The sequence below is a fragment of the Methyloglobulus sp. genome, from assembly GCF_964779595.1.
This window is the reverse complement of record NZ_CBAROL010000020.1, coordinates 1-18,592: the sequence shown is the minus strand read 5'-3', so window position 1 is coordinate 18,592 and position 18,592 is coordinate 1. Positions and strand designations below refer to the sequence as shown.

The 18,592-nt window shown below is 43.1% G+C and carries 18 protein-coding genes and 1 pseudogene; 13 read left to right on the top strand and 6 right to left on the bottom strand.

What is annotated here, in order from left to right; genetic code table 11:
- Positions 1-47 precede the first annotated feature (47 nt).
- The 8 genes from AC1YY3_RS08535 to AC1YY3_RS08500 all read left to right on the top strand — a co-directional run bounded on the left by AC1YY3_RS08535 (position 48) and on the right by AC1YY3_RS08500 (position 7,824).
- Positions 48-746 carry a hypothetical protein gene (locus AC1YY3_RS08535; RefSeq protein ID WP_481824415.1) on the top strand — a complete coding sequence of 233 codons (699 nt, stop codon included), beginning with the start codon at positions 48-50 and terminating at the stop codon, positions 744-746.
- A 98-nt stretch (positions 747-844) separates the two neighbouring features.
- Positions 845-1,498, top strand: a complete 654-nt coding sequence (locus tag AC1YY3_RS08530; protein WP_481824414.1) for a type II restriction-modification system restriction endonuclease — start codon at positions 845-847, stop codon at positions 1,496-1,498.
- A 1-nt stretch (position 1,499) separates the two neighbouring features.
- Positions 1,500-3,050 (top strand): SAM-dependent methyltransferase, encoded by a 1,551-nt coding sequence (locus AC1YY3_RS08525; RefSeq protein WP_482194410.1) that lies wholly within the window; start codon positions 1,500-1,502, stop codon positions 3,048-3,050.
- Between the two features lie 40 nt (positions 3,051-3,090).
- Positions 3,091-3,480, top strand: coding sequence for a hypothetical protein (locus tag AC1YY3_RS08520; RefSeq protein ID WP_482194409.1), 390 nt, complete (start codon positions 3,091-3,093; stop codon positions 3,478-3,480).
- A gap of 49 nt (positions 3,481-3,529) precedes the next feature.
- On the top strand, positions 3,530-4,231 hold the full coding sequence (locus tag AC1YY3_RS08515; protein ID WP_481824411.1) for a TSCPD domain-containing protein: 702 nt from the start codon (positions 3,530-3,532) through the stop codon (positions 4,229-4,231).
- A 311-nt stretch (positions 4,232-4,542) separates the two neighbouring features.
- Complete coding sequence (locus AC1YY3_RS08510; protein ID WP_481824410.1) at positions 4,543-5,337, top strand: sulfite exporter TauE/SafE family protein; 795 nt, start codon at positions 4,543-4,545, stop codon at positions 5,335-5,337.
- Between the two features lie 90 nt (positions 5,338-5,427).
- A complete protein-coding gene (traF, locus tag AC1YY3_RS08505; protein WP_481824409.1) occupies positions 5,428-5,949 on the top strand; it encodes a conjugative transfer signal peptidase TraF in 522 nt (173 codons plus the stop codon).
- 162 nt (positions 5,950-6,111) lie between these two features.
- Positions 6,112-7,824: a hypothetical protein gene (locus tag AC1YY3_RS08500; RefSeq protein WP_481824408.1), complete on the top strand. Its 1,713-nt coding sequence runs from the start codon at positions 6,112-6,114 to the stop codon at positions 7,822-7,824.
- Between the two features lie 14 nt (positions 7,825-7,838).
- On the opposite strand, the gene AC1YY3_RS08495 is transcribed toward AC1YY3_RS08500, so the two are convergent.
- From AC1YY3_RS08495 to AC1YY3_RS08485, 3 genes are all read right to left on the bottom strand, one after another.
- Positions 7,839-8,264, bottom strand: a complete 426-nt coding sequence (locus AC1YY3_RS08495) for a hypothetical protein (protein WP_481824407.1) — start codon at positions 8,262-8,264, stop codon at positions 7,839-7,841.
- A 241-nt stretch (positions 8,265-8,505) separates the two neighbouring features.
- A complete protein-coding gene (locus AC1YY3_RS08490; RefSeq protein ID WP_481824406.1) occupies positions 8,506-9,876 on the bottom strand; it encodes a cryptochrome/photolyase family protein in 1,371 nt (456 codons plus the stop codon).
- 30 nt (positions 9,877-9,906) lie between these two features.
- Entirely contained in the window at positions 9,907-10,302 is a 396-nt protein-coding gene (locus AC1YY3_RS08485) for a DUF1499 domain-containing protein (RefSeq protein ID WP_481824405.1), read from the bottom strand.
- Positions 10,303-10,600: 298 nt separating this feature from the next.
- On the opposite strand from AC1YY3_RS08485, the gene AC1YY3_RS08480 reads away from it, so the two are divergent.
- The 3 genes from AC1YY3_RS08480 to AC1YY3_RS08470 all read left to right on the top strand — a co-directional run bounded on the left by AC1YY3_RS08480 (position 10,601) and on the right by AC1YY3_RS08470 (position 13,602).
- On the top strand, positions 10,601-11,536 hold the full coding sequence (locus AC1YY3_RS08480) for a YbgA family protein (RefSeq protein ID WP_481824404.1): 936 nt from the start codon (positions 10,601-10,603) through the stop codon (positions 11,534-11,536).
- Between the two features lie 3 nt (positions 11,537-11,539).
- Positions 11,540-12,391 carry an SDR family oxidoreductase gene (locus AC1YY3_RS08475; RefSeq protein WP_481824403.1) on the top strand — a complete coding sequence of 284 codons (852 nt, stop codon included), beginning with the start codon at positions 11,540-11,542 and terminating at the stop codon, positions 12,389-12,391.
- Between the two features lie 230 nt (positions 12,392-12,621).
- Positions 12,622-13,602: a MerR family transcriptional regulator gene (locus AC1YY3_RS08470; protein WP_481824402.1), complete on the top strand. Its 981-nt coding sequence runs from the start codon at positions 12,622-12,624 to the stop codon at positions 13,600-13,602.
- A 31-nt stretch (positions 13,603-13,633) separates the two neighbouring features.
- On the opposite strand, the gene mepK is transcribed toward AC1YY3_RS08470, so the two are convergent.
- Entirely contained in the window at positions 13,634-14,230 is a 597-nt protein-coding gene (gene mepK, locus AC1YY3_RS08465; protein ID WP_481824401.1) for a peptidoglycan L,D-endopeptidase MepK, read from the bottom strand.
- 163 nt (positions 14,231-14,393) lie between these two features.
- On the bottom strand, positions 14,394-15,020 hold the full coding sequence (locus AC1YY3_RS08460; RefSeq protein WP_481824400.1) for a YchE family NAAT transporter: 627 nt from the start codon (positions 15,018-15,020) through the stop codon (positions 14,394-14,396).
- A 246-nt stretch (positions 15,021-15,266) separates the two neighbouring features.
- Between AC1YY3_RS08460 and AC1YY3_RS08455 the strand changes: the two genes are divergently transcribed.
- Positions 15,267-15,758 (top strand): ATP-dependent zinc protease family protein, encoded by a 492-nt coding sequence (locus AC1YY3_RS08455; RefSeq protein ID WP_481824399.1) that lies wholly within the window; start codon positions 15,267-15,269, stop codon positions 15,756-15,758.
- Between the two features lie 167 nt (positions 15,759-15,925).
- Here the strand turns inward: AC1YY3_RS08455 and AC1YY3_RS08450 are convergent, their stop codons facing one another.
- Positions 15,926-16,924 (bottom strand): transporter family protein, encoded by a 999-nt coding sequence (locus tag AC1YY3_RS08450; RefSeq protein ID WP_482194408.1) that lies wholly within the window; start codon positions 16,922-16,924, stop codon positions 15,926-15,928.
- A 71-nt stretch (positions 16,925-16,995) separates the two neighbouring features.
- Between AC1YY3_RS08450 and AC1YY3_RS08445 the strand changes: the two are divergent.
- A pseudogene (locus tag AC1YY3_RS08445) lies at positions 16,996-18,510 on the top strand (IS3 family transposase).
- The last annotated feature ends 82 nt before the right edge of the window (positions 18,511-18,592 follow it).

The following is an 18,592-nucleotide window of genomic DNA, read 5'->3' as shown; positions in this document are numbered from 1 at the left end:
TTTATATATGTTGGGGTTCGTAAACTCAACGGTACTTTGGAATAAATATGAGTGTAATTGATAAGATAGATAAAAAAAATTCGGACGATGTTAAAGTGACTTTTCTTAATATCATGAATAAATATCTGAATCCTGCATTTGGATCAATGTCAAAAAGAGATTTTGATATTTTTCTATTTATGGAGTTACAAAAATTGGGCGTGATTGAAACAAACCCAAATATTTATAATCTAGTGTCAGAACTTAAAGTAACTCGATCTAAAGCAAGAAGTTTACTTTATGAAGCAAAATTAAGGATTTCTTCCGAAAATGACCTTAATGAAGAACTTAAAAATTTATTGCAAAATCCAGTTTTCCTAAAAGACAATGACAAAATTGGTATTGAAATAGATAATCCTTATTTAATTGATTTTCTTCGGTTTAAATTAAAAAATCTTAATTACATAACTGATGGTTCGTTTTCTCCAGAACTTGTTAAGTTATCTGTTGATGCTTATTTATCGGTTTTTGAAACATATCTTTCAGATAGCGATAAAAGTAAGGTAGTTGATAGCTTAGTTAAATTAGGGGCAAAAGGAGACAACAGCTTCAAGGGGGTAATGAAAGCAGCCCTAAAAAAACTGGGAACAAAAGTTGCTGATAATGCGGGTGGAGAAGTAGCCGAATCTGTGTCTGATTATTTAGGGCCATTGCTAAATGGTGGGATCGATGAAGTAAAAGACAAAATTAAGACCCTATTGGACTGAACTGCAACAATCAAGAACGCGATCAATGCGCCTCGTTCCTTGGCAGATCCTGCTTAAAGCGCATCTTACGAGTTAAGTTCAAATTATCCGAGAGAGATATGAAACCAGAATTGTCGATTGAAATATTACAAGAAGAAGCGGCAAAATTTGCAGAAATTGAGACAACTTACGATGAGCCGTCTCTCTATGGCATTACTGACGGGAAAGCAGTAGGCACCTATCTTGAACACAAATTTACTACATTTCTGGCGGGTGCATATAATTATAGGCAAGGCAATTCAGCTACGGGCATTGATATTCCTGGTCTTGGGGTAGATATAAAAGTAACCAGTGTTAAACAACCTCAGTCATCATGTCCTTTTAAGTCGGCATCCCAGAAAGTTTTTGGCCTGGACTATCACTTATTGGTATTTGTTTACGATAAGTATGATGACCATGAAAATAAGACAGCAAGATTAAATATGCAACACACAATTTTTGTTGATAAGCAACGTACCGCTGATTTTCAAACAACAAAAGGGTTGTTGGAAATTCTTGATAGAGATGGGAATCTCGACGATATCATCGCCTTCATTGCCGAGAGAAATCTTCCTGTTGATGAAATAGGCGCATATCAGCTGGCCGAGAAAATTATACAAACGCCGCCTTTGCAAGGCTACCTAACAATTTCAAATGCCCTCCAATGGCGGCTTCAATATGGCCGAGTTATCCAAATGGCTGGAGAAATTACTGGCATATTCAGAGTTCGCTAACATGGCAATCAAATCTATTGACAAGTGGCAATACGGTGACTTTCAAACACCTGATATATTGGCTCATGCCGTAATAAAAACTCTTAAGCAAAATCATAAGCTTACACCATCAGTTATTATTGAGCCAAGCTGTGGTAAAGGTGCGTTTATTAGAGCATCCATAGATGGGTTTGATGGTGCAAAAGTATTAGGTTTTGATATAAATGATAGTTATATCAGTGAAGCCAAATTATCTTTGATCAAGCACCGTGATACAAACCAAGTATTTCTTGAAACAGCAGATTTTTTTGCTGTAGATTGGGAAACAATAATTTCTGATCAATCTGGATTTGTTCTTGTCATTGGAAATCCACCGTGGGTTACAAGTAGTGAACTTAGCGTCCTCAATAGCGAAAATACTCCAGACAAATCAAATTTTCAAAATCGTCGAGGTATTGAGGCTATCACAGGCTCAGGAAACTTTGATATTTCAGAGTGGATGTTATTGCGTCATGTTGATTGGCTTTCAAAAAGAAAAGGCGCAATAGCAGTTTTATGCAAGTATGCTGTTGCGCGTAAAGTGATGCGCCAAATAATGAGTAGTTATAAACCATTATACTTTGGTCATATTTATCCGATTGACGCGAAAGCATACTTTAATGCTTCTGTAGAAGCGTGCCTTTTTGTGTTAATTACAGGTAGTGGAAATGCTGATTGCGATATTTACAAAGGATTAGATTCAAAAATACCTTCCCGTGTTATAGGAGCAAGAGCTGGCTTTATCGTAAATGATATAGTGGCGTACGAACAATCGAAACATTTGTCAGGACAAGATCATAAATATATTTGGCGCTCAGGTATCAAACATGATTGCTCTAAGGTTATGGAATTAGAGCGGATTGATAATGGATTCAAAAACGGTCTTGGTGAGTGTGTTGATCTTGAAGATGTTTACATATATCCGCTATTAAAAAGCTCAGATATTGGAAATGGAAGAACTGATTTTTATCGAAAAGTAGTTTTAATCACTCAAAAATCTGTCGGAGAGGACACATCCGTTATTCAGACAATAGCACCAAAAACATGGAAATACCTTTGTGAGCACAAAGAGTTTCTAAAAAATAGGCAAAGCTCTATTTATAAAAATAAGCCGCTATACTCGATTTTTGGTGTAGGGGGCTATACATTTAAAAAATGGAAAATTGCCATATCTGCTCTTTATAAGAAATTAAATTTTAATCTTATTGGTCCGCTAGATGGGCAAATAGTAGTATTTGATGACACTGTTAATTTTTTATCTTTTGACAAGGAAGATGAAGCAAGATTTGTTTTTTCATTGCTTACGTCAACTTCATCATTGAAGTTTCTTAATGCAATAATTTTTTGGGATGAAAAAAGACCAATTACGATAGATATTTTAAGGCGTTTATCATTAAAGGCTGTTGCAGAAGAGCTTGGATTGAAAGATACATATTTATATTGGGCAAATTCAAATCAGCTTTCTGAAAATGGTCAGTTAGCACTTGAAATAGCGGAAGTTAGATCGCATTACAAAACCAAGGTTAACGCGTAACACATAAAAGCTGTACGGTGATACATAAAATGCAGTAGCCATGTCCACCCCATTCCCGTTATGCCGCGCCGAGCACTGGCGGTTTTATAGGGATTATCCCGAAGGGGTGCGGCAGGGATGCCGCACTTTGCTGGAGGAGCAGGAGTCCCTTCCAGCAAACCTCGATAAAATCGACGGCGCGCAGGAAGCAAGCGGTATCGGGCGGATTTCTTTTGGATACTTTTCTTTGACGGAAAATTGCTCCTGCATTTTCCGCATTCGCCACATCCATGTGGCTTTCCGAGCAAAGAAAAGTATCTCGTCCGTGGGTACGAGAACCCATATTCAAACAACCGTCGCGTTAGCGACACCTTATATATCCCTCACCCTAACCCTCTCCCACAGGAGGAGAGGGAACAAGATGGGATTCACGACGAACGGTAAAATATAAACAAATAAGCATTTACACATACATAAGCATTCCAAAAGGAGACAAACCAATGCCCCATAAACTAGACAAAAAAATCATCAGCTACAAAGTCTTGACCGAAGACGACAAAAAAGTGGCTGAAACTCAGGCTGAATATGTTGCTAAAGCCATTGATCGGGAAAGCATGCACGAAAACCTCTCGCGCCCAGAAATCTTGTACGGCTCGACGTACAAGATCAAAACGCCGCAATCGGAACATGCTTTGTATATTACCATCAACGACATGATCCTGAATGCGGACACGGAACACGAGGAACGCCGACCTTATGAGGTGTTCATCAATTCCAAGAACATGGAACACTTCCAGTGGGTGCTGGCGTTGACGCGGGTTATCTCGGCGGTGTTTCGTAAAGGCGGCGACGCTTGTTTCCTGGTGGAAGAATTGAAAGCAGTGTTCGATCCCAAAGGCGGTTATTTTAAGAAAGGCGGTGTGTTTATGCCATCACTGGTAGCCGAAATCGGCTGCGCGATTGAATCGCACATGAAACGCATCGGCATGTTGAAAGACCGGGATCTGGGCGATCATCATAAGAAATTCCTGGATGCCAAACGCAAGGAATTTGAAGCCATGCACACGGATTCTGCCGAAATCGACGAAGACGGGGCTTTTCCGGCGAAGGCTCTTTTGTGCGGCAAATGCCAGACCAAAGCCGTTGTGTTGATGGATGGCTGTATGACGTGCCTGAATTGCGGCGAGAGTAAGTGTGGTTGATGGGTAGTTGGTATCGTCTTGCAGACCTTGCCAAAAACCCTGATTGAGTCCTTCGACAGGCTCTCGGCAACTGCTGAAGTACAGGACGTACTGAATGCAGCAAACGCAGGAGCAGTTTGTCGTCCATGCGTTGCCCTACCTCCTGCATAAACCACAGGGATGTGGTGAATGCAGATATTGCAGGAGCAATATATCTGTCCATGCAGTCGAGGACGAACGGAAACTTGTTTTAAGCGTGGTTCAGGGCTTGGTTTGGAACTCACCCACACAAATAACGCTTGTTAAGCATAAAAACCTAAGAACCCTAAGCCATGCGACTTGATTTTTCTTTACACCAAATTTTGGTGGTTGCCGTGCTGTTTGTGTGGGCGGGATTTGTCCGTACTGGTTTAGGGTTTGGTGGCGCGGCATTGGGTTTGCCGTTGCTGCTGTTCGTCCATAATGATCCGCGTTTATGGTTGCCGATTATCAGTGTGCATCTGTTGTTTTTTTCCGGCTTGACCCTGCGTACTCGATTGCACAATGTTGATTGGCGGTATCTGCGGCGATCTTCGGTTTATATTATCCCACCCGCTATTATTGGCGTGTTCGGGTTGTTGAACCTGCCTGTGTTATGGCTGAATTTTTTTATCTATACGATCACCCTGTTTTACGGATTCATGTGGTTACTCAATCGTAACATTGAAAGCCAAGGCAATTGGGTCGATAAATTGCTGTTGGTCATTGGCGGTTATGTCGCGGGTACATCCCTGACTGGCGCACCGTTGATGGTGGCGGTGTATATGCGTAACGTCAGCAAGGATCAATTGCGTGACACCTTGTTTGTGTTGTGGTTTATCCTAGTCAGCATCAAAATGACGACCTTCATTGCCTTTTCGGTCGATTTGCACTTTTTGGCGGCGTTATCGCTATTGCCAATTGCCGCTGTTGGTCATGTGCTGGGCTTAAAAGCGCATCACGCCATCATGCGTAATGATTTGTTGTTTAAACGCTGGATTGGAGGTGGGTTGGTTATTGTCAGCGGCCTGGGCTTGTGGGGCATTAGGCAAGGGATTTCTGAAGTCGTTGTGGCTGGTTTGCTTGCATTCGATGTAAAGTTCCCATAACGTAAGCAAAAATCAGGGTTTACAGGAATCTCCCTCAGGATATACTGCAAACTTTGTTGGATTAATTCAGTAACTCACTTTTGTATGAATATGAATAAAACTTTAATGACGCTAGTGTCGATTGCTGCCATTTTACTTTTGTTGTGCGGTGGTTTTTTTACGATGGGCGGACTTGTCAATAGCAGCTCTACGGTTCCAACCGGTTTGTATTGGAAAGTCGATGAACCGCTAACCATCGGAAAGATTGTGGTTTTTTGTCCGCCAAATAAGCCGGAATTTCAGGCGGCGCGAGATAGTGGGGCTATCAAACCCGGAAGTTGCCCAGATAATTTCGACAATATGATGCTAAAAGTAGCTGCAAAATATAAAAACAAAGTGACGATCAATGATAGCGGCGTGACGGTTAACGATGTTTTATATCTCCAAAGCAAACCGCTGGTAGAAGACAGGGAAGGGCGAATTATGCCAGCTTTGAAGTTGGATCATTATGAATTAAAAGAAAATGAAGTATTGTTAATGTCTGATTCCAACGATGATCCGTTTGATGGTCGCTATTTTGGGGTGATTGATGCGGGTCAAATTGATTCTGTTATCAGCCCGTTTATGCAGTAATGAATCGTTAAATAAGACCTTGTTCACAGTTTCACAAGCTTAAAATTTGTAGATATAGCTACCACAAACTAAACTAGTGTCAGCCTGTTATTGTTTTTGAAGTCGAATAGCAAATACAGTATTTTTTATCACAAATTTATCACAAACTAAGGCGTTAACTTAATGAGTTCACACGCGTTTAATCTGTCAAAGCCATTCCCACCCTGTCCATCTCCCAGCGATTTGCCATTACCGTTTGCCATTGATGAAATGGATTTTTCGGGATGGCTGTCCACTGTTACTAAAATGGACGATATGGCAAAATGTCAGCAGATTTTACAGGTGTTACAAACCCTGAATAACGCTTATCCACCTGAACGACAACTCATTCCTGGCAGGACACGATTGTTTTTTCTGGAAAAAATGGCTTCAGTACTCACGTCGGCTACGGTAATGTTGACCGTTTTTCCCAATATTTCCGATTCGACCTCCGAATCAACGGTCGATGAATCGGCGAGAAGTGAAATTTCGGTCTGGAGCAGTCTGGAATTGGGCAATGCTTATTCCCTATTAAGCCAGGAAGATTGGTTTAAGGAAGACCTATACTATTCTCTACAAGAGAAATCGTTGATTTTGTGTAACGGCATCCAGGCGATGAGCAGGGGCTTGTTATATATTTTCCAAACCTATACCAAACCGTATGTTTATTTTTGGCATAAATGCTTTCAATTTTATCGACTTGCCCAACTTTATCGACTAACCGAGAGTGAATTCAACCCCGATGCAAAAGCGATTGAAAACGCCTTTAAACGCGTACTGGTGTTTGCACTAAGCAATACCAATCAGTTTTCACCTCAGGAAATGCGTACTATTCATGACTTATTAGGGCATTACGCGCCGTATACCAGTCTCTTAAAGGCCGTGCCAAAGAAAAAATTCAAAGGCATACCCTCAATTCACCTGAAAGGTAACGGAGCGCCAGGCATTTCTGATGATGATTCGGATATTCAAGATCCAGACCGTTTATATATCGCCACCGTTGCCGTCGCCAGTAAAATTCTCGAAGCAACTTACGATAAACGTGCGCGTCACATGCCTACAGATCGCCTGATGATGTTGCGTTTGGCGAAAACCTTAACCCTTAGCGAACAAAGAAAAGATCCCAGGGAACCCGCCCAAGGTTATCCATTTGGTACGATGGGTTTTAATAATATTGTCGAGTTGTTACGTGGCAAGGAAATCGAAAAACAGAATTTTCTTGCAGAAACTGGATCGTTCGATCCGAGCCGCCCAGGCGAATTACGTGACCTGAATTTTGACATTGCCCCGACCGATGGAAAACAGCTTGATCCAGAATCGGCTAGTACTCCTGGCACTTTACCCAGCAAGGTAACGCCACTCGCCTTCCAAGTCATTGAGTTTACAGATCCCTCTGAAATATGGAAAACCAGTCAGCAACCCTATTATGAAACCAATATGCGCTTGGTGGATAAAAGTGCAAAAGGTTACGGATTATTATGGACGGACGACCATATAAGACCCAAAGTGGGCAGCATAATCGGAGTGATGCACAAAACCTTGTCCATCGGTTTGATTCGATGGCTGGCACAGTCCAAAGAAACCGGCATGTTTATGGGGGTGGAATTGTTGGGAGATAGCGCCACCGTGGTTAAAGTTTCCAATCCGGGCTATCCAGATATTGAGGTCACTGCCATCTATTTGCCAGGTGGAGAAGCAGCTAAACAACCCAGTAGTTTAATCTTCATGAATAAAAGCTTTCAGCCTAGCGAATTTATTTTTATCCACAAAAATCATCGAAACGTTCGCTACCGCTTAACTAAACAGCTACACCTGACCTCATTTATCAACCATGTTGAAGTGGTTCGTTCGCATTAATCGATTGAATATGATCAAGAATATTTTTTAGCACCGACTTTTTCCAGTCCTGCAAACAGCCCGAACGCAATATGTGAAAGACCTGTGTACAGAAAAAATATCGGAAGATTATTATCGATGGGAACACTGTTGATTTTGCCATAAAATTCCAACGAACCCAACATCATAATCAGAAAATAACCCACAAAACCCATCATCTTAGGCTGGTTAGTAACCAGGCAATACAAGCAAATCACCACTTCTGTCATCGCGAGATAAAGTAACGCCATGCGTAAATTGTTGTGCATGATGCCAAACAGCTCTTCATTGAATTCAAAAATACTGTAGTGTTCTGTTAACGCGGTAAACCCGCCATAAACCAGAACGAGGACAGAAATATAAAAATTGGCATCAGTAAAAAACTTAGCCACCTTCATTGCTCTTTCATTCAGTGAATTCATTTAGTGTGTGCCGATAAAAAAAGCACCTCCCACACGAGTTGAGAGGGCTATAGAGGAGGATATTAGAACAAAAGGCTTTACAAAAACCTTTTACCTCATTTGTTATCTGATAATTGACGTGTTTGCTCCGAATATCAAGCAATCAGATAATTAAATAAGATAAAATCTTGTTGATTAACTTACTGCTCAACCCTCGTATTGTCAAATTATATTTGTACAATACATGAACAACAACGTCAGTTTAGACAACGCTTTTATAACGGGCTTTTGCTAATTGGCTTTCATGAGCATGATCGACCATAGGTGCAGGGTAAGTCGTACCCGAATGTTTACTGTGCCACTTATGGATAATTGCTGCTGGAATTCCATTAAGTTCCGGTATCCAGCGATAGATATACTGGCAATCCAAGTCAAATTTCTGCTGTTGCAACCAGGGATTGAATATCCTGAAATACGGCTGGGCATCACAGCCTGTCGAAGCTACCCATTGCCAGTTGCCATTATTCACGGCAGGATCGTAATCAACCAGGTGTTGGGCAAAATACCGTTCACCCCAGCGCCAACTGATGTGCAGATCTTTGACCAGGAATGAGGCGACGATCATTCTTACGCGGTTGTGCATAAACCCAGTTGCATTCAGCTCTCGCATACCGGCATCGACTATCGGAAAGCCTGTATTGCCCTCGCTCCAGCGTTGAAAGTAGTCTCGATTGTTATCCCAAATCAAGTGGTCATATTGCGAGTGGAACGCTTTGCCAAAAACATGCGGGTAGTGAAAGGCGATATGAGTGAAAAAATCTCGCCAATACAATTGCCGTAATAACGGATGTTCAGCACCTAATTGCTGAACAATTGCGTAATAGACTTCCCGCACTGAACACGTACCAAACTTTAAATGCGCGGATAAGTGACTGGTCGCATCTAAAAACGGGTAATCACGTTGTATTTGGTAATCGGCTTGTTTAGTAAGTTGTCCAAGTATGGTAAGTGCTTGTATGCGTCCTCCTGGAGAACTGTTTACGATGTTTTCAGTTTGCGGGAAAATCGATTTACCAATATCCGAATCGCCATCGAGCTTTATAAACCTTGGCTTTTCCAGTGCATTAGGAAGAGGGACGGGGAATTGACGGGCATTGTTATAGAAAGCTGTAAATACCTTATAAGGTGTGCGATCACTTTTAAGTGCTTGTTCTGGCTCAGTCAGTAAACAATCGGGGAGGGAATGGAAGTCAATGCGTAAGTCCTCACAGACCTGCGCCAATTCGACATCACGAGTCCGGCTGAACGGTGTGTAATCCCGATTAACAAACACGGCCTGGATGGAATGTTGTAGAAATACCTGCTTTATCACATCAGCAGGTAGTTCATTATAAAGCGCAAGCTCGGAGTCGATGGCTTGAAACGCCTGTTGCAGATCAGCCAGAGACTGCATCATAAATTGCAACGCAGGCTGGCTTTGGTAAGGATGCTTTTTTATCTGTCTGGGATCAAAGATAAAGCAGGGCAAGACCTGATCTGAAGCACTTATTGCTAGATTGAGTGCGGAGTTATCTTGAATTCTTAGATCACGACGGAAGATGAATAACGAGGTTCTGTATTGGCAACTAACCATTGTTGTTGAACAATCAGCCGCTTAAGCGAACTATTTTTCTAAAAAATGTAATTTTCTTAGCTGTAATCTGAATTTTTCCATGCGTTTGCGATTAACACCAAAATCGCTGTGTCCTATTCGTGATGCAGAACGAATGTGGATCAATCCTGCATCCGCATCAAGTATTGCATCTATGTCATCCACAAAATGCAATACCAGACTGTTAGCTTCAGCATGAAGCGTATCTTCTGTTTCGTGGGTAATTATCATCCGGTCATGCGCCATAATCATCCTTTTTAGCTCTGCCCAAGCAAGTTTAGGATCACCGGAAATTTTAAATGGCAAAATGTAATGCGGTTTGTCTGAGGCTTGGCTGGAGACACAGTTCGGTGTATCGAGACAGGGCGGCAATTTCTTTTTAGTAGCTGTGTCAGCGTATGTTGTCATGCTAATCGTCATAATGATAAAAAACAGGCTAAATTTCATAGGAAGGTGTATCACGGCTGATTGATTGGAAATCTATTGACGGTTTTTTGATTTATTTCAACGGTAAATCAATTGCTTATAATTATTTATATATTTCAGTATCGGCGATTACTTTTACTAAAGCAACACCGCTCAAGTTAATGATATAAACCACCAATTTGCCATAAATACCAGTAAGGTCAAACCTTTAGTGTAAATTTTCTTGTTATTTGGGCATTCGATGGTAGATTTTAACCTGACAGTTAGCTAAATCATAATGATGAAAAAAATTCCAGTCGGTATCAGCAGTTGTTTACTTGGTCAGCCCGTTCGTTACGATGGCGGCCATAAACGTGATTCGTATATTGCCGGTACCTTAGCGCAATATTTTGATTTTCTGCCCTTTTGCCCAGAAGTGGCTATTGGTATGGGTACGCCACGACCGACGATCCAATTAGTCAAAATAGATAAGGAAATACGCAGTTTAGGTGTAAAAAATCCTGATTGGGATGTCACCGCACCATTGCGTGCTTATGCCAATCAGCAAAAGTCGGTACATGCTGATTTGTGTGGCTATATCTTAAAAAAAGATTCCCCCAGTTGCGGCATGGAGCGCGTTAAAGTTTACATGAATGGTCAACCGCAAAAGCTGGGTGTGGGTATTTATGCCGAAGCGATGATACGTAATAACCCGCTTTTACCGGTTGAAGAAGAAGGACGGCTCGGCGATCCTAGGTTGCGTGAAAACTTTATCCAACGGGTTTATGTGCTGCATCGGTGGCAGCAGCTTATGGCGGAAGGATTGACGGCTAGCAGCTTGACCCGCTTTCATGCGCGGCACAAGCTCATTATTATGAGCCACGAAAATTATGCCGACTTAGGGCAATTATTAGCGACAGTGAGCAAAGCCAATATCAATGAAGTCGCAAACCGCTATATTGCTCAGTTGATGACAGCATTAAAAAAGGTCGCCAGCCGGAAAAGCCATGTCAATGTGCTACAGCATATTCAAGGCTATTTAAAAAAAGAACTGGATGCAGAAGATAAAGCCGAACTTTGCGAAGTCATCGAGCGTTACAGGCAAGGTGAAGTGCCGCTTATCGTGCCATTGACCTTGCTAAAACACCATTTCAGGAAAAATCCTGATCCTTACATAGAAGATTCTTACTATATGTCGCCTTATCCGCAAGAATTACAGCTCATTAACGGAATATAAGCAATGGCAAAGATACTGATAGTGGGTTGTGGCGCAATAGGTTATGAGTTAGCCAACACCTTGGTGGAGGCGGGGCATGATGTGACTGGGCTAAAACGTAACCCGCCGCTTGCAAACCAGGAAAAGTTTACGTTTGTGCGAGCAGACATTACCTCGGTTGCAGATTTAGATGCGCTAGATATGGACTTTGAACACATTTTCTTTATCGTTTCCGCCGATAGCCGTAACGAAAACAGCTATCACGACATCTACGAAACCGGTATCGACAACTTACTTAACCGATTAGCACAAACCGGTTCAAAAGCACCATTGATATTTGTGTCATCTACCAGTGTTTATGGTCAGAACCAGGGTGAATGGGTTGATGAAGACTCAGTTACTGCGCCGACTAAAAACACCAGCCTTAAAATCGTCAATGCAGAACGCAAACTAATGGCACACAATCGCGCTAATGTTGTCGTGCGCTTCTCGGGCATTTATGGTCCAGGTCGTGAATATCTACTTAGAACGGCGAAACAAACGCCGTCAATACAGCAAAATCCAAGCTATTTCACTAATCGAATTCATCAGCGTGATTGTGTAGGCGTATTGGCATTCTTGCTAGAGCAACGTATTGCAGGCGTAAGTCTGGAGCAGTGTTATTTAGCCAGTGATGACGATCCTACGTCGTTATGGGAGGTGATGACATGGATGACGGAAAAGCTGCATTGCAATCCACCCATCGCCAAAATAACCGAAAATAATGCCGACATGAATAAGCGTTGCCGTAATGACCGACTTAAAAAACTGGGCTACAACTTCATCTATACAGATTACAAAACCGGCTATTTGGTGTTAATTCAGTCGGGTAAATAAATTGAATGTCTGTCTGTCAAGCTATTGTCATACCAGTAACGTTGATAAAATCAGCCGAGCAACTGCCGCAACAGACGGATTTCTCATTTGACAGCCTTGTAAACAGCCTTATACTAATTGAGAACGATTACTAAATAAAGAGTTGCACATTTGTCCATGTTTTGTAAAACTCATGGTAGAATCTGTACCAATGGCCTTTGTGCTTACTAAATACGACCAGTGTCTAAACTATGGATAATTCAGCACAATATTTAATTAGCACGGTATCTAAAAGATCAGGCGTTAAATCTGACTTGGTTAGGGCGTGGGAACGCCGCTATCAAGCGGTCAAGCCTACGCGTACTGAAGGTGGTCATCGCGTTTATACCGATTTGGATATCGCCCGTCTTAAACTGCTAAACCAAGCAACAAATGATGGACATAGCATCAGCCAAATAGCACAGCTTTCCCTGGACGACCTAAAAACCCTGCTGAAGAAGGAAAGTGAAGCAATAGTACAGGTGATAGAGCAGTCCGTGCCAGTTAACGGCAACAGGCTACATATTGCCGAAGACTACATACAAAAATGTTATGCCGCAGTGTTGGCTTTTGATGCTCATGCGTTAGAGTCGCATTTCGAAAATGCCATCGTAGAGCTTGGTACAGAAGTCTTTATTGAGAGATTACTAAACCCATTGCTAACGCTCATTGGTGACCGATGGCGGTCTGGTGAACTTAGACCAGTCCATGAACACATGGCATCGTCTATCGTGCGCTCGCTAACCTATATTTTGCGAAACAACAATCCGTGTTCGCCTAATGCACCAAGAATGATAGTTTGTACGCCTATCAATCAGTTACATGAGCTAGGTGCGTTGCTTGCGGGCATTATCGCGGAACTTAAAGGCTGGAAAGTGACTTATCTAGGTGCAAACCTACCAGCAGAAGAAATTGCGGCGGCGGTTAAATTTACTAATGCGTCGGCAGTCACTATCAGCATTAGTTTTAAGACCGACGATCATGTGATTTCAAAAGAATTAAGACGATTAAGGAAGTTGTTAGGTAAAGATGTTGCGTTAATCGTGGGCGGAAGAGCAGCTATACATTACGAAGCTGTTTTAGATGAAGTTGGCGTATTAAAAATTAAAAACTACGAACATTTCAGGCAAATACTTCAGGATTTAGCTGATCAAAATCCTAACTTGTCTTCTGATCGAGTTCTGCAAAGCTAACCAAGCTGACAACTTGATAAAGCGTATCAAGTTACCTATGCCAAGTTCTTAGTTCACCTGTGTCTAGGTGGACAAAGTTTGACTGCGGATAAAAACCAATACCACCGTTTTGTACCATAAGAGCTGCTTTCCTGATTGTATTAGCACTCATACCTTCCATTCTAATATCGACTGCCCGACCTTCCATGTGCAAGCTTTGTCTAGCAACACCACGACTGTGCCTACGTAAACTGGCATTGGTTTCAGGTGAACGATATGCAGAAACAATATGAAAAGGCTTGTTTACGCCCAATAACAATTTGACATCGTACAATTGATCCAATAAAGCCGGATCAATGGAATGCACCGCACCGTTATGGTAGTCCCGCATGAAATAGCTGATTTCGTCCAAAGCACCGTGAATATAACGCCCTTGCTCATAATAAGTAAGGGTTAAGTTTTCGCCGGTATGGTGATGTGCTAAAGAGAGGTTTTTGTGTGCGGTAAAGCCTGAAAAAGCCGCCTGAACGATGTTAGGTGATCCCATCGCCAGTAAAGAACCACAAGCTAAACGCTTCAGGAAACGCCTTCTTGACACCTTATTTGTACCGTCAGCAACGGCAGTTTCTTCCAATGTAGGCGAATTCATAATGCCATGCTTCCCAATCGTACTAATTTAACAAAGGGCGATTGTGATGGTCATTTCTTAAATGTTCCTTAAATAAGCATACAAAAGTGCGAATTCAGTGGGAAGTTTGACTGTTGATCTGAACAAGTCACTGCTGTTGGACAGATTCCTTAGTCCTTAACTATCAAGCTAATGCAGGGAACAGTCCTTTTAATCCACCTGCAATAAACTCCACCGCAAGTGCCAATAAAATCAAACCCATTAGCCGGATCACAACATTGATTCCGGTCTGGCTCAAGCGTTGAGTCAACCACGGCGTAGCTCTTAATACGCACCATAAAATAACAGCTACGGCAAAAATATCTGCGCTAATCATCAAGTAATGGTTAACACCGTTGCCTTTTTGGGCATAAAGTATCACTGTACTGATGGCACCTGGTCCTGCTAATAAAGGAATTGATAAAGGCACCACAGCATTTTGCTTATCTTCTTCTTTGGCTTCTTCTTTATTGCGTACGGTTTCGCTGATTTTGCCCTGCAACATTGAAAACGACATCAACATCAGCAGGATTCCGCCACCCACCCGAAACGAGTTGATACTGATGCCAAAGAAAACCAGAACCTCTTGACCGGCGTATAGTGCGATAAGCAATACTGTAGTTACAGTCAGTACCACAGTTCTAGCTATCACTTTAAGTTCAGATGCGTCATCTCGCGCTGTCATAGAGACGATAACAGGCATCGCTACCAACGGATCGACAACGGCCAGCAAAGCAATAAATATTTTTAGATAATCGGTGTATTCAAGCATAATTGCATCGTGTTGTGTTCTGGATTGAGCGCAAGAAAATCTTGAACACATTGATGTTATTCAAGGTTTTATATGTTACTACAGTAACAAAATCAATGCTTTATCATTCATTTTAAGCTTATTGAAAGACGTAAGCAGTGCTTCCTTAAGTATCATGCCCGAAGCAGATAACGCAATAGTGAAAATGTAACACATTCAGGCGCAACTTAACGTAGATAAGCAATTGACGACCATCAACTTTCTTTTATGACCGACAAGCTAACACACAAACCTTTGCTAGGCTGGCGCGAATGGGTAGCATTACCTGAGTTTGGCATCGCTCAGATTAAAGCTAAAATTGATACTGGCGCACGTTCGTCCGCCTTACATGCAGTAACTATCGAACCTTACCTAAAAAACGGTGAAAACTGGTTGATGTTTACTGTGCAACCCATCCAAAAACGCGGTGATCTTCTGGTAGAATGCCACGCGCCCATCAAAGACCACCGTGCAGTTTCCGATTCTGGCGGACATAAGCAACGCCGTTACGTCATAGAAACCCAGCTACTGTTTGGTCAGCAACTTATTCAAGCTGAAATAACACTGACTAACCGCGATTCCATGCGTTTTCGTATGTTATTAGGTAGAACTGCAATGAATAAGCACTTCATTATCGACCCGAATGCCTCTTATTTACTGGGAAAACCTGATGCGCTCAGTTACAGCACATTATTAACAAGCAGCACGGATGAAACCTAGTGCAATTTGGAAAAATAGGGGTGTCGCCATAGTGTGCTTATGAAAGCATGAACGTATTCAAGCTTCCCAAAAATTGACGACACCAGCACGATTAGAAACAAACGTTATAAAATCCTCCCGCCCTTTGGTAAGGGCTAGGCGAGTGGAATGCTCTGGAGTCAGATGATTTAAAATACTTTCATAATTCCGCCTAGCACTTGGTAGTCGTAAGGCTGAGGATTAGTGACGGGGACTTCTACAGCACCCAGCAGATACCAGTTCTGCCCAAGATGGGTACGAAAACCGGGTGTTAATGATACAAAAGTACCGCTGTTTTGAGAGCGATTGTCAATTGCTTGGCTAACGTTGGTCGATAGATACCAGACCATATCGCCAAACGGCGTGAAATCATGTGGGGTGAAGTAATAGCCCACCGCCAAATTAGCATCAAACGTGGTTCGCGCACCCGACTTGGAAATATCACCACTGTACGGAATGGTAAAGCCTGCACCACCGCGCACCACCAAGCCCTTCCATGCGTTAGTCCAGAACTGATATTGCGGGGTTATAGCTGCCACATTGTTACCGTTAAAGCTGTTTCCGGTAGGTGTACGAAAGGTCACGTTAAAAGACTGAGTTACATCTTTAGATTCGGAAAGAATCACCCGAGGTGTGATCCTAAAGTCACCGAAATTCGTCTGCGAATCAATTCCTGGGCCACCGCCATTCGAGACCATCGGAATATCAGTTTGAATCTCGAAGCGTTGATTAAGTGGCGTATAGTTAATCAGGTTTCCGGTATACCCATCGCCGCTAAGTCCATGCTGCCAACCGAAAACTGCGATGCCTAAGCGGTAGAAAACACCATCATAAGCGTTTAACCAACCTTGACGTGGTGCGCCTCCACTGCCGTTAGGTGGGCTTGCCCACGGTTTATCCCAGCCTTCGCTGAACAAGTTGCTGTAGGAAAGATCTTGCCACTTCGAGGGATCAGAATAAACATCTCCTGTTACCGACTCGACGACGGCTTCTGAAAAGCTGTAGGCTTGTTCAGTTTGAACAGGTATCGCCTGCGCTTCGAGCGTGTCTTGCGCACAAACTTCCCCATTGACTACGAATAGAGCGAGCAGGCACAAAACCGTGGAAAAATTGTGTTGTGTAGTTTTTATTATTTGTTCTTTTATCATGACTTCTCCCCCCCTGCGTCAGAATAGTTGTCGTCTCAAATTTTTAAAGAAAATAAAATTTGAGCTTAGAGATGAAAACGTATACAAGGTATTCTGAAGACTTTAAAGAGCAAGCGCTGGCAAAGGTTTACAACCGTGGAAATGATCAATCGATCCAGGATGTCGCGAACGACTTGAACATCTGTTTACAAACTTTAAAAACATGGATGAAAAAAACCCAATTGGATATCCCCCGTGGCCAACAATCGAAATCGATGCGTCCTCAGGATTGGCGTCCTGAAGAACGCCTGGCAGCGTTACAGAAATCTTATGGCTTGGTCGGTGAGGACCTGAATGCCTGGTGCCGTGGACAAGGGCTATTTGTCCATCAACTGGAACAGTGGAAAGCTGGTTTCTGTAGCCAGGGGATCGTATCTGAAAAACGTGAAGTTCATACCCTTAAAGCGGAAATTCATGCCCTGGAACGTGAATTGTTACGCAAAGACAAAGCCTTGGCAGAGGCCGCCGCCCTGTTGGTCCTGCAAAAAAAGTTCCGGGCGCTCTTGGGGGGAGAGGTCGAATGACTGCCTACGAAGAGCGCAAGCCTGTGAAGTGCTGGGCTTAAGCGAACGCACCTTGCAACGCTGGCAGGCGGGTGAGGCTGTCCAGTGCGACCGACGCCCCTTACGCGACTACCAGCCGCCGCACAAGCTCACAGGAATTGAGCGGGCCAAGGTGTTGGCGGTCGCTAATTCAGGCGAGTTTGGACATCTGCCGCCGAGCCAGATCGTACCTCGGCTGGCTGACCAAGGTCGCTATTTGGCTTCTGAATCGACTTTCTATCGCATACTCCAAGCAGAAAACCAACTGGCGCACCGTCGCAGTGAACGCCCTGCCCAATCCCGCACTAAGCCCCGTGCGATCTGTGCCACAGCGCCCAATCAACTCTATAGCTGGGATATTACCTACCTGCCGTCGGCTATCCGCGGGCAGTTTTTCTATCTTTACCTGTTTATGGATATTTTTAGCCGAAAGATTGTGGGTTGGCAGGTGTATGCAGAGGAAAGCAGCGCCTTGGCAGGCGAACTGTTACGCGACCTGTGCCATCGTGAAGGCATACAGTCAAACCAACTAATACTGCACTCCGATAACGGTGGCCCAATGAAAGGCGCCACCATGCTGGCCACCTTGCAACAACTTGGCGTGATGCCCTCGTTGAGTCGGCCTTCGGTCAGCAACGACAACCCTTACTCAGAATCGCTCTTTAAGACCTTAAAATATCGCCCCAACTATCCATTAAAGCCATTTGCAAAGGTAACGGATGCGCGTGATTGGGTGACGGGCTTGGTGGAATGGTACAACAACGAGCATCGCCACAGCGCCATCCGGTTCGTCACGCCAACACAACGCCATGATGGCTTGGATGAAAACCTACTGGTTAAGCGTAAAGCGGTCTATGAGACGGCTCGTGCTCGACATCCACGTCGATGGAGCGGTGACACCCGTTGTGGCAAAGAATCCAAGCAGTCCACCTGAATCCTGACAAGACTGAAGCTGACCAAAAACCTAACACAGAGGAAGTAATCCAGATCAAAAAAACCGCTTAAGATTTAACCGTCGAGGCGACAACTACTCTGAAAATTTCCGGGCTCGAGTGTAACAAGTTTGTAAACCACTATCTTGACCTTG

Bases quoted from the DNA above. Each gene is read 5' to 3' on its own strand.
- AC1YY3_RS08515 (WP_481824411.1), top strand. From the start codon at position 3,530: ATGCCCCATAAACTAGACAAAAAAATCATCAGCTACAAAGTCTTGACC.
- AC1YY3_RS08480 (WP_481824404.1), top strand. From the start codon at position 10,601: ATGAAAAAAATTCCAGTCGGTATCAGCAGTTGTTTACTTGGTCAGCCC.
- AC1YY3_RS08460 (WP_481824400.1), bottom strand. From the start codon at position 15,020: ATGCTTGAATACACCGATTATCTAAAAATATTTATTGCTTTGCTGGCC.
- AC1YY3_RS08495 (WP_481824407.1), bottom strand. From the start codon at position 8,264: ATGAATTCACTGAATGAAAGAGCAATGAAGGTGGCTAAGTTTTTTACT.
- AC1YY3_RS08455 (WP_481824399.1), top strand. From the start codon at position 15,267: ATGACCGACAAGCTAACACACAAACCTTTGCTAGGCTGGCGCGAATGG.
- AC1YY3_RS08485 (WP_481824405.1), bottom strand. From the start codon at position 10,302: ATGACAACATACGCTGACACAGCTACTAAAAAGAAATTGCCGCCCTGT.
- AC1YY3_RS08500 (WP_481824408.1), top strand. From the start codon at position 6,112: ATGAGTTCACACGCGTTTAATCTGTCAAAGCCATTCCCACCCTGTCCA.
- AC1YY3_RS08525 (WP_482194410.1), top strand. From the start codon at position 1,500: ATGGCAATCAAATCTATTGACAAGTGGCAATACGGTGACTTTCAAACA.
- AC1YY3_RS08510 (WP_481824410.1), top strand. From the start codon at position 4,543: ATGCGACTTGATTTTTCTTTACACCAAATTTTGGTGGTTGCCGTGCTG.
- AC1YY3_RS08470 (WP_481824402.1), top strand. From the start codon at position 12,622: ATGGATAATTCAGCACAATATTTAATTAGCACGGTATCTAAAAGATCA.
- AC1YY3_RS08520 (WP_482194409.1), top strand. From the start codon at position 3,091: ATGTCCACCCCATTCCCGTTATGCCGCGCCGAGCACTGGCGGTTTTAT.
- mepK (WP_481824401.1), bottom strand. From the start codon at position 14,230: ATGAATTCGCCTACATTGGAAGAAACTGCCGTTGCTGACGGTACAAAT.
- AC1YY3_RS08535 (WP_481824415.1), top strand. From the start codon at position 48: ATGAGTGTAATTGATAAGATAGATAAAAAAAATTCGGACGATGTTAAA.
- AC1YY3_RS08475 (WP_481824403.1), top strand. From the start codon at position 11,540: ATGGCAAAGATACTGATAGTGGGTTGTGGCGCAATAGGTTATGAGTTA.
- AC1YY3_RS08450 (WP_482194408.1), bottom strand. From the start codon at position 16,924: ATGATAAAAGAACAAATAATAAAAACTACACAACACAATTTTTCCACG.
- AC1YY3_RS08490 (WP_481824406.1), bottom strand. From the start codon at position 9,876: ATGGTTAGTTGCCAATACAGAACCTCGTTATTCATCTTCCGTCGTGAT.
- traF (WP_481824409.1), top strand. From the start codon at position 5,428: ATGAATAAAACTTTAATGACGCTAGTGTCGATTGCTGCCATTTTACTT.
- AC1YY3_RS08530 (WP_481824414.1), top strand. From the start codon at position 845: ATGAAACCAGAATTGTCGATTGAAATATTACAAGAAGAAGCGGCAAAA.